The sequence below is a fragment of the Lentzea sp. NPDC004782 genome (assembly GCF_040609115.1).
Classification (GTDB): Bacteria; Actinomycetota; Actinomycetes; order Mycobacteriales; family Pseudonocardiaceae; genus Lentzea.
Genome location: NZ_JBEXJN010000057.1, coordinates 47845 through 57954 on the forward strand (window position 1 = coordinate 47845; position 10110 = coordinate 57954).

7 protein-coding genes are annotated in these 10110 nt (G+C 69.2%); 3 read left to right on the top strand and 4 right to left on the bottom strand.

Going from position 1 to position 10110, the window contains the following annotated elements; translation table 11 throughout:
* Window positions 1–287: 287 nt before the first annotated feature.
* From yjfF to ABZV40_RS37115, 4 genes are all read right to left on the bottom strand, one after another.
* On the bottom strand, window positions 288–1250 hold the full coding sequence (yjfF, locus tag ABZV40_RS37100) for a galactofuranose ABC transporter, permease protein YjfF (RefSeq protein ID WP_355452813.1): 963 nt from the start codon (window positions 1248–1250) through the stop codon (window positions 288–290).
* A complete protein-coding gene (locus tag ABZV40_RS37105) occupies window positions 1247–2227 on the bottom strand; it encodes an ABC transporter permease (protein ID WP_355452816.1) in 981 nt (326 codons plus the stop codon). Before ABZV40_RS37105 ends, yjfF begins: the two co-directional genes overlap by 4 nt.
* On the bottom strand, window positions 2224–3762 hold the full coding sequence (locus tag ABZV40_RS37110) for a sugar ABC transporter ATP-binding protein (RefSeq protein ID WP_355452819.1): 1539 nt from the start codon (window positions 3760–3762) through the stop codon (window positions 2224–2226). Before ABZV40_RS37110 ends, ABZV40_RS37105 begins: the two co-directional genes overlap by 4 nt.
* Before the next feature lie 136 nt (window positions 3763–3898).
* Complete coding sequence (locus tag ABZV40_RS37115; protein ID WP_355452822.1) at window positions 3899–4870, bottom strand: ABC transporter substrate-binding protein; 972 nt, start codon at window positions 4868–4870, stop codon at window positions 3899–3901.
* Between the two features lie 163 nt (window positions 4871–5033).
* Between ABZV40_RS37115 and ABZV40_RS37120 the strand changes: the two genes are divergently transcribed.
* The 3 genes from ABZV40_RS37120 to ABZV40_RS37130 all read left to right on the top strand — a co-directional run bounded on the left by ABZV40_RS37120 (window position 5034) and on the right by ABZV40_RS37130 (window position 10038).
* A complete protein-coding gene (locus ABZV40_RS37120) occupies window positions 5034–7499 on the top strand; it encodes an alpha-L-arabinofuranosidase C-terminal domain-containing protein (protein WP_355452825.1) in 2466 nt (821 codons plus the stop codon).
* Window positions 7496–8941, top strand: coding sequence for a family 43 glycosylhydrolase (locus ABZV40_RS37125; protein ID WP_355452828.1), 1446 nt, complete (start codon window positions 7496–7498; stop codon window positions 8939–8941). Before ABZV40_RS37120 ends, ABZV40_RS37125 begins: the two co-directional genes overlap by 4 nt.
* A gap of 83 nt (window positions 8942–9024) precedes the next feature.
* The gene (locus ABZV40_RS37130; RefSeq protein ID WP_355452831.1) at window positions 9025–10038 is read left to right on the top strand and encodes a LacI family DNA-binding transcriptional regulator; all 1014 of its coding nucleotides are present in this window, start codon (window positions 9025–9027) and stop codon (window positions 10036–10038) included.
* The last annotated feature ends 72 nt before the right edge of the window (window positions 10039–10110 follow it).

Consider the following 10110-nt stretch of genomic DNA (forward strand, 5'->3'; position numbering starts at 1 on the left):
GTCTCCCACCGCCCCCCCCCCGGGGGGCGCCCCGCGGGCCCTTTTCGCCCCGGCGGGGGGGGGGGGGGGGCGCGTCTGCCCCCCCGCCGCCGCCGTGGTCGTAGTCGTCGACGGAGTGGTGGTGGTCGTCTCCGTCGTTGCGGTCGTAGTGGTGGTGGTCGCGGTGCTCGGAACGGTCGACTGACCGACGGGCACGCCCGCGATGCTCTCCTGGTGGCTCAACGCCACCACACCGATGACCACCACCAACAACACGACCGCTACTAGCGCGAGTGGGCCGGTACGTCTCACCGGCGCACCATAGTCCGCTGCACGGCGATGAACACCAGCAGCAGGACACCGATCACAATTTTCGTCCACCACGAACTGAGCGTGCCCTGGAACGAGATCAGCGTCTGGATCGTGCCGAGCACCAGCACACCGGCCAGCCCGCCGAGCACGTACCCGACACCGCCCGCCAGCAGCGTTCCGCCGATGACGACGGCGGCGATGGCGTCGAGCTCCATGCCGACCGCGTGCAGGCCGTAGCCGGACAGCATGTAGAGGCTGAACAGCAGACCCGCGAGCGCCGAGCAGAAGCCGCTGATCACGTAGACGCCGACCTTCACCCGTGCCGTCGGCAGACCCATCAGCAGCGCGGACGACTCGTTGCCGCCCACCGCGTACACCGTGCGGCCGAAACGCGTGCGGTGCAGCACGTACAGCGCGGCGACGACGACCAGCAGCGCGATCACGACGTTGTAGGTGATGGTCACGCCGCCGGGCAGCTCGATGGCGGCGGTGGCGACGTCGCGGAACGTCGGGTCCTTGATGGACACCGACTCCACGCTGATCACGAAGCACAGGCCGCGGGCGAGGAACATGCCCGCCAGCGTCACGATGAACGGCTGGATGTCGAACTTGTGGATCACCAGGCCCATCAGCAGACCCAGCGTGGAACCGATCACCAGCACGGTGAGGATCACCAGCGGGATCGGCCAGCCGGCCCGCAGTCCCGCAGCGGTGACCATTGTGGACAGTGCGACCACCGACCCGACGGACAGGTCGATGCCGCCGCTGAGGATCACGAACGTCATGCCGGCCGCGAGCACGATCAGGAAGGCGTTGTCGATGAACAGGTTCGCGATGACCTGCCCCGACGCGAAGCCGTCGTAGCGCACCGAACCGACGCCGAAGGCGAGCACGAACAGCGCGACGGTCGCGAGAACGGGGAGGAACCGCGACGGCACCCGTTGCGCGAGAGTCGTCATGAGACGGCCACCTTCCTCAGGCTCAGTGCGGCGCGGACCTTCGGCGCCTGGACCAGGCACACCGCGATGACGACGACCGCCTTGAACACGAGCGTCACCTCCGGCGCGACCCCGATCGTGTAGACGGTGGTGGTGAGGGTCTGGATGATCAACGCCCCGATCAGCGTGCCGGTGAGCGAGTACCGGCCGCCCGCGAGCGACGTGCCGCCGATGACGACCGCGAGGATCGCGTCCATCTCGATCCACAGCCCGGCGTTGTTGGCGTCGGCGGCGGAGACGTTCGAGCTGATCATCAGTCCGGCGATGCCCGCGCACACCGCGGCGAACACGTAGACCGTCCAGATGATCGTGCGCGACCGCACCCCGGCCAGCCGCGACGCCTCGGGGTTCACGCCGACCGCCTCGATCAGCATGCCGAGCGCGGTGCGCCGGGTCGCGAGCGCCACCAGCCCCAGCACCAGCAGGGCGATCAGGATCGAGATCGGCAGGAACAGGAACCCGGCGCCGACCTCGCGGTACGCGGCGTTGTTGACCGTGACGATCTGGCCTTCGGTCACCAGCATGGCGACACCGCGGCCCGCGGTCATCAGCACCAGCGTGGCGATGATGGGCTGGATGCCCAGCCCCGCCACCAGGAAACCGTTCCACAACCCGAGGACCGCGCACAGCACGAGCGCGATCGCCATGCCGGCGAACGCCGTCGAGGCGTCCCCGGACGTTCCGATGTGGACACACGTGACCGCGCCCGCGATCGCCGCCACCGCGCCGACCGAGAGGTCGATGCCGCGGGTGGCGATGACCAGCGTCATGCCGAGGGCGATCAGGAGGGTGGGGGCGCCGTTCTTCAGCACGTCGACCAGGCCGCCGTAGAGGTGGCCGTCCTGCATGCGCAGGGAGAAGAACGACGGGGTCACGGCCAGGTTGAGCAGCAACAGCGCGGCCAGGGCGAGCAGCGGCCAGAGCAGCCGGTTCTTCATGAGGTCACCTTCTCCGGTTCCGGTGCGGCCCCGCCCGCGATCAGCTCGACGACCTCGTCCACCCCGGTCGACGACCCGTCCAGCTCCGCGATCTTGCGGCGGTCCCGCAGCACCACGATCCGGTCCGCGATGCGCACGACCTCCTCCAGCTCGGCGGAGATGAACAGCACCGCGGTGCCCTCCGCCGCCAGCGTCGTGACGAGCTGCTGGATCTGGGCCTTCGCGCCGATGTCGATGCCGCGCGTCGGCTCGTCCAGGATCAGCAGCCGCGGTTCGGTGACGAGCCAGCGGGCCAGCAGGACCTTCTGCTGGTTGCCGCCGGACAGGGTGCGCACCAGCGCGTCCGGGTTCGCGGGGCGGATGTCCAGCGCCTTCAGGTACTTCTCGACCAGCTGGTCCTTGGTGCGGCGCGGCAGCGGGCGGCTCCAGCCGCGGGCCGCCTGCATCGCGAGGACCAGGTTGTCCCTGATCGACAGGTCCGCGACGAGGCCCTCGCCCTTGCGGTCCTCCGAGCTGAACGCGATGCCCGCCGCGATCGCCGAGCGCGGTCCGCGCAGGCGCAGGGGCTTGCCGTCCACCAGCACGCGGCCGGAGTCGGCGCGGTCGGCGCCGAAGAGCAGCCGGGCCATCTCGGTGCGGCCGGAGCCGAGCAGGCCCGCGAGGCCCACGACCTCGCCCGCGCGGATCTCCAGGTCGAACGGTTCGATCGCGCCGCGCCGGCCGAGACCGGAGGCCTGCACCAGCACCGGGCCGTCGGCCTGGCGCTTCTCGGCGGCGTCCTCGATGGCCTCCAGCGCGCCGAGGTCGCGGCCGATCATCTGGGAGATCAGGGTGCGCCGGTCGACGTCGGCGGTGAGGTGCTCGCCGACGAAGGTCCCGTTGCGCAGCACCGTCATCCGGTCCGAGATCTCGTAGACCTGGTCCAGGAAGTGCGACACGAACAGGATCGCGACGCCCTCGTCGCGCAGCACCCGCATGATCCGGAAGAGCTCCGCGACCTCGCCGGCGTCCAGGCTCGACGTCGGTTCGTCGAGGACGAGCACGCGGCAGTCGACGGCGATGGCACGGGCGATGGCGACCAGCTGCTGCACGGCGATCGGGTGCTCGCTCAGGCTCGACGCGGGGTCGATGTGCACGCCGATGCGGGAGAGCACCTCGGCGGCGCGGCGGCGCATCGCCGGGAAGTCGACGCCGCCCAGGCGCCGGGGTTCGCGGCCCAGCAGGATGTTCTCCGCGACCGTGAGGTTCGCGCAGAGGTTGACCTCCTGGTACACGGTGCTGATGCCGGCGTGCTGCGCCTCGCCGGGGGAGGAGAACGCGACGGCGTCGCCCGCCAGCAGCACGGAGCCGCTGTCCGGGGTGTGCACGCCGGTCAAAGTCTTGATCAGGGTGGACTTCCCGGCACCGTTCTCGCCCATCAGGGCGTGCACTTCGCCGGGGAACAACCGGAAGTCGACGTCCTGCAACGCCTTCACGCCGGGAAACGCGAGGCTGATGCCCCGCATCTCGACGACTGGCGGCGGTGACTCGGTCATGGCTCGAACCCTCGTCATTGGGGTGCGGGACCCGTCACCACTTGGGCGAAGTGACGGGTCCCGCAGTCTTGGGGTGGGCTCTTGATGAAGGGCTCCTCGCTCCACCTGAGGTGGATGAAGGAGCCCTTCATCGACCTCAGTACTGGCGGGTGGGGAGGGCGGCCTTGGCCTGCTCCTGGGTGAACGTGCCCTCCTCGGTCACGACCCGGGCCGGCACCTGCTCGCCCTTGACGACCTTCTTGGCGAGGTCCATCAGCTGCTTGCCCAGCAACGGGTTGCACTCGACGATGTAGTTGATCTCGCCGTTGGAGAGCGCGGTCATGCCGTCCTTCACCGCGTCCACGGTGATGATCTTGATGTCCTTGCCCGGCACCTTGCCGGCCGCCTTGATCGCCTCGATCGCGCCGAGACCCATGTCGTCGTTGTGCGCGTAGACGACGTCGATCTTCGGCTGGGACTTGAGGAACGCCTCCATGACCTGCTTGCCGCCGGAGCGGGTGAAGTCACCGGTCTGCGAGGCCACGATCTTGATGTCGGGCTTGGCGGCGATCTTCTCCTCGAAGCCCTTCTTGCGGTCGATCGCCGGTGCCGCACCGGTGGTGCCCTGCAGCTCGACGACGTTCGTCGGGCCGTTGGCGTTCTGCACCATCCACTCGCCGGCCTTGCGGCCCTCCTCGACGAAGTCCGAGCCGAGGAACGTCTTGTAGAGCGACTTGTCTTCCGAGTCGATGGCGCGGTCGGTGAGGATCACCGGGATGTTCGCGCGCTTGGCCTCCAGCAGCACCGTGTCCCAACCGGTCTCGACGACCGGGCTGAACGCGATCACCTTGACCTTCTGCTGGATGTAGGACCGGATCGCCTTGATCTGGTTCTCCTGCTTCTGCTGCGCGTCGGAGAACTTCAGGTCGATCCCGGCGGCCTTGGCCTCGTCCTGGATCGACTTGGTGTTCGCGGTGCGCCAACCGCTCTCGGCGCCCACCTGGGCGAAGCCCATCGTGATGGCGTCGCCGGAACCGGCGTTGTTCGAGCTGCCCGAACCGCCCGAGCCGCACGCGGTGAGCGCGGTCAGCACGACCACGGTCGCAGCTGTGGTGATCTTCTTCAACACTGGGATTCCTCCGAGTTGACGACGGTGTCGCGGAGCCCGACCGCGTGCCCGCGGCTGTCAGGTGGACAACAGTGAACGCTCACATCCAGCCCGTCAAGACCTTGCTTGTAACGAGTTCGCAGCCCTATGTTAGCGTTCACTTCCGACCGGGGGAGGCAATCCAGTGCCCCGTTTGCACCTGCTGTTGTCCGCCGTTGCGGCAACATTGCTGGTCGGCGTTCCGGGATCCGGCGCGGCCGCCGAGATCGACTACGCCATCAAGATCGACACCAGCCGTCAGGGCGCGTCGATCGACCGCACGATGTACGGCGTTTTTTTCGAGGACATCAACCGCGCTGCGGACGGCGGTCTCTACGCCGAACTCGTGCAGAACCGGTCGTTCGAGTACGACCCGGCCGACAACGCGAGCTACACCGGACTGACTGCGTGGGCACCACACAGCGGCACCGTAGACGTCGTCGACGACAACGGCCGGATGAACGAGCGCAACCGCCGTTACCTCAAGCTCGGCCTGCCCGCGGGTGTCATCAACTCGGGTTACAACTCGGGCATCGCCGTGCAGGACGGTCAGCGCTACGACTTCTCCGTCTGGGCGCGCACCGACCAGGCCGCGACCCCGCTCACCGCCACGATCACCGACCCCGCCGGCACCCCGCTGGGCGACCCGGTGCAGGTCCAGGTCCGCAGTGACGGGTGGGCCAAGTACACCGGCACGATCCGCGCGAGGAAGTCCACGACCACCGGCAGGCTTCTGGTCACCGGCGGCGGCACCGGCACCCTGCGGCTCGACATGGTGTCGCTGATGCCCCGCGACACCTTCAAGGGCCACGGCCTGCGCCGTGACCTCGCCGAGAAGGTCGCCGCCCTCAAGCCCGGTTTCGTCCGGTTCCCCGGCGGCTGCCTGGTCAACACCGGCAGCCACTACGGCTACGACGCGCCGAACTACGAGCGCCGCCGTTCGTACCAGTGGAAGGACACCGTCGGGCCGGTCGAGCAACGGGCCGCGAACTCGAACTTCTGGGGCTACAACCAGTCCTACGGGCTGGGCTACTTCGAGTACTTCCAGTTCTCCGAGGACATCGGCGCGATGCCGCTGCCCGTCGTCCCCGCGCTGGTCACGGGCTGCGGCCAGAACCGCGCCACGGACGACCCCGCGCTGCTGCGGCGGCACGTCCAGGACACGCTCGACCTGATCGAGTTCGCCAACGGCCCGGCCGACTCCACGTGGGGCCGCAAGCGCGCCGAGATGGGGCACCCCAAGCCGTTCAAGCTCACCCACGTCGAGGTCGGCAACGAGGAGAACCTGCCGGACGAGTTCTTCGCCCGCTTCTCCGAGTTCCGCAAGGCGGTCAACGCCAAGTACCCGGACGTCACGGTCATCGGCAACTCAGGCCCCGACGACAACGGCGGCACGTTCGACCGGCTCTGGCAGATGAACAAGCAAGCCGGCGTCAAGATGGTCGACGAGCACTACTACAACAGCCCGAGCTGGTTCCTGGAGAACAACGACCGCTACGACTCCTACGACCGCAACGGGCCGAAGGTGTTCCTCGGCGAGTACGCCTCGCAGGACAACAAGTTCGGCAACGCCCTGAGCGAAGCCGCGTTCATGACCGGCCTGGAACGCAACGCCGACGTCGTGAAGCTCGCCTCCTACGCGCCGTTGCTGTCCAACGAGGACTACGTGCAGTGGAAGCCGGACATGATCTGGTTCAACAACCACGCGTCGTGGGGCTCGGCGAACTACGAGATGCAGAAGCTCTTCATGACCAACGTGGGTGACCGCGTCGTGCCGAGCACCGCCACCGGCTCACCGGCCGCCCAGACGCCGATCACCGGCGCGATCGGGCTCTCCACCTGGGCGACCGCCGCCTCCTACGACGACGTGAGCGTCACCAGCGCGGCCGGTCAGCCGTTGTTCAGCGACGACTTCTCGGGCACCGACGCCAAGTGGACGAAGTCCGGCCGTGGCGCGTGGAACGTCGTGAACGGCGCCTACGTGCAGTCAGACGCCAACGCCGAGGACACGCTCGTCACGGCGGGCGACAAGAGCTGGCACGACTACACGCTGAACCTCAAGGCCACCAAGCAGTCCGGACGCGAGGGGTTCCTCGTCGCGTTCGGCGTGCAGGACACCGGCAACTACTACTGGTGGAACCTCGGCGGCTGGAACAACACCCAGTCGGCCGTGGAGAAGGCCGTCGGCGGCAGCAAGAACACGGTGCTGAGCAACGGCACCCGCATCGACACCGGCCGCGCCTACGACGTCCGGGTCGAGGTGCGCGGACGGCACGTGGCGCTGTTCCTCGACGGACAGAAGTGGGGCGAGTTCACCGACCGGGTCGCCGAGCCGTTCCGCCAGGTCGTCACCCGCGACCTCGCCACCGGCGAGCTGATCGTCAAGGTCGTCAACGCCCAGGACACCGCCGCCCGCACCCGCGTCGACCTCGGCGTCCCGGTGGCGCCGCTGGCTCGCGCGACCGTGCTGCAGGGCCGCCCGGACGACGTGAACACCGAGTTCACCCAGCCGATCAGGGCGCGCGCCGAGCAGATCCGGGTGGCGAGCTCGTTCACCCACACCTTCCCGCCGAACTCCGTCACGTTCCTCAGGATCAGGAGCCGCTCGTGATCGACCGCCGTTCACTGCTGCGCACGGGTGGCGTGCTGGCCGCGACCGGAGCGCTCGTCTCCGCCGCGCCCGCCGCTGGGTCCGACACCGGGGCCGCCCCGGTACCCGCCGCCGAGCTGCCTGCCCGCAACCCGCTCGTCGAGCAGCGCGCCGACCCGTTCATCACGCCGCCGACCGACGGCATGTACTACCTGACCGGGTCCGTGCCGGAGTACGACCGGATCGTCGTCCGCGGCGCGTCCACGCTGGACGGTCTGGCCTCCGCGCGGGAGCGGACGATCTGGCGCCGGCCGGACTCCGGGCGGATGGGCGGCTACATCTGGGCGCCTGAGCTGCACCGCATCGACGGCAAGTGGTACGTGTACTTCGCCGCGGGCGACAAGGACGAGCCGTTCCGCATCCGCACCTACGTGCTGGAGTCCGCCAACGCCGACCCGCGCGCGAGCGGCTGGGTGCTGCGCGGGCAGATGGTGACGGCGTGGGACACGTTCACCCTGGACTCGACCACGTTCGCGCACCGGGGGAAGCGCTACCTGCTGTGGGCGCAGTCGGAGCCGGGCATCGCCACCAACACCAACCTCTACATCGCCGAGATGGCCTCGCCGCTCGCGCTGAAGACCGCGCCGGTGCGGATCTCGACGCCCACGCTGCCGTGGGAGGTGCAGGGCTTCAAGGTGAACGAGGGCCCGGCGGTGCTGATCCGCAACGGCCGGGTGTTCGTCACGTTCTCCGCGAGCGCCACGGACGCGCGTTACTGCATGGGCCTGCTGACCGCCGACGAGAACGCGAACCTGCTGGACGCGCGGTCGTGGACGAAGTCGCCCGACCCGATCTTCGCGACCCATGCGCCGACATCGCAGTACGGGCCGGGACACAACTCGTTCACCACCGTCGGGTCGATGGACGTGCTGGTCTACCACGCCCGCGACTACCGCGACATCAACGGCGACCCGCTGTTCGACCCGAACCGGCACACCCGCGTGCAGCGGCTGCACTGGAACGCCGACGGCACGCCGTCGTTCGGCGTGCCGGTCGGCAAGGGCGGGCCGATCGTGCGGCTCTCCACGTTGGACGGGTTGTCCGTGCGGCACTACGAGTACCGGCTGCGCGTGGACGGCAACGTCCGCGAGCTCGGGGACACGCAGTTCCGGTTCGTGCCGGGCTTCCTCGGGGCCGGGACGACCGCGCTGCAGTCGGTCAACTTCCCCGACCGGTACGTGCGTGTGGACGGTGACTCGCTGCGCATCGACCCGTTCGAGGACACGGACGCCTACGGCCGCGCGGCGAGCTTCGTCCGGGTCCCGGGCCTCGCCGACAGCTCGGCGATTTCGTTGAATGTTGGAGCAGATTCTTATCTCATCCACGACCGGGGCAGACTGGTCGTCGGCCGACCGGGAAATGACCGCGACGCGCGCCGACGTGCGACGTTCCGGCTCGAATAGCGGTCACAATGGGTGCGCTGTACCAAGACCGACGGGTGTTATCGCTAACATCATCGGTCTAGACCAAGGATCGGAGACCGTTCGTGGAGCAGAAGACCACGCGTGACCCCGCCATGACCGACGTCGCACGACTCGCCGGGGTGTCGCATCAGACGGTCTCGCGCGTGCTCAACAACCACCCGAACGTCCGGGAGCAGACCAGGCTGCGGGTCCAGGCCGCGATCAAGGAGCTGGACTACCGCCCCAACCGCGCGGCCCGCGCCCTGGTCACGGGCAAGACGCAGCTCATCGGCGTGGTGGCGCAGAACTCGACCCTGTACGGACCGGCCTCGCTGCTGTCCGCCTTCGAGGAGGCGGCGGGGGAGGCCGGGTTCGCGGTGAGCGTGGGCCGGGTGAAGGTGCTGGACCGGGAGTCGATCGCCGCCGCCGTCGAACGGCACCGCGACCAGCGCGTCGCGGGCATCGTGGTGATCGCGCCGAACTCGTCGGCCGCCGACGCGCTGGCCGACGTGCCCGCCGGCGTGCCGCTGGTGACGGTGGACGGTGACCCGGACCGCCCGACGCCGCTGGTGACCGTCGACCAGGCGGCCGGCGCGTTCGACGCGACCTCGCACCTGCTGGAAGCGGGCCACCAGACGGTGTGGCACGTGTCCGGTCCCGCCGACTGGTTCGACGCGGCCGGGCGGGTGCAGGGCTGGCGGCGTGCGCTGGAGGCCGTCGGCGCCGAGGTGCCACCGGTCGTGACGGCTGATTGGAGTGCGGCGTCCGGCTACCGGGCCGGGCAGATGCTGGCGAGGATGCCCGAGGTCACGGCCGTGTTCTGCTCGAACGACCACCTCGCGCTCGGGTTGCTGCGGGCGCTCAGCGAGCGGGGCCGCAGGGTGCCGCACGACGTGAGCGTGGTCGGGTTCGACGACGTGCCGGAGGCCGCCTACTTCATCCCGCCGCTCACGACCGTGCGGCCGGATTTCGCGGCGGTGGCGCGGGAGACGCTCGGGCTGCTGTTGGAGCAGGTCAGCGACGGGGAGACCACCCGGCCGCGGCGGACGATCGCCCCGGCGCTGGTGCCGCGCGAAAGCGTGGCGCCGCCTTCGTAGGCCCCCGCACCCCACACGTTGTCGATGAAGGGCGCCTTCATCGATAAGTGGGGGAATTATGGGCCCGTCAAA

Coding starts and splice junctions, on each gene's coding strand:
- yjfF (WP_355452813.1), bottom strand. CDS start 1,250: ATGACGACTCTCGCGCAACGGGTGCCGTCGCGGTTCCTCCCCGTTCTC.
- ABZV40_RS37105 (WP_355452816.1), bottom strand. CDS start 2,227: ATGAAGAACCGGCTGCTCTGGCCGCTGCTCGCCCTGGCCGCGCTGTTG.
- ABZV40_RS37110 (WP_355452819.1), bottom strand. CDS start 3,762: ATGACCGAGTCACCGCCGCCAGTCGTCGAGATGCGGGGCATCAGCCTC.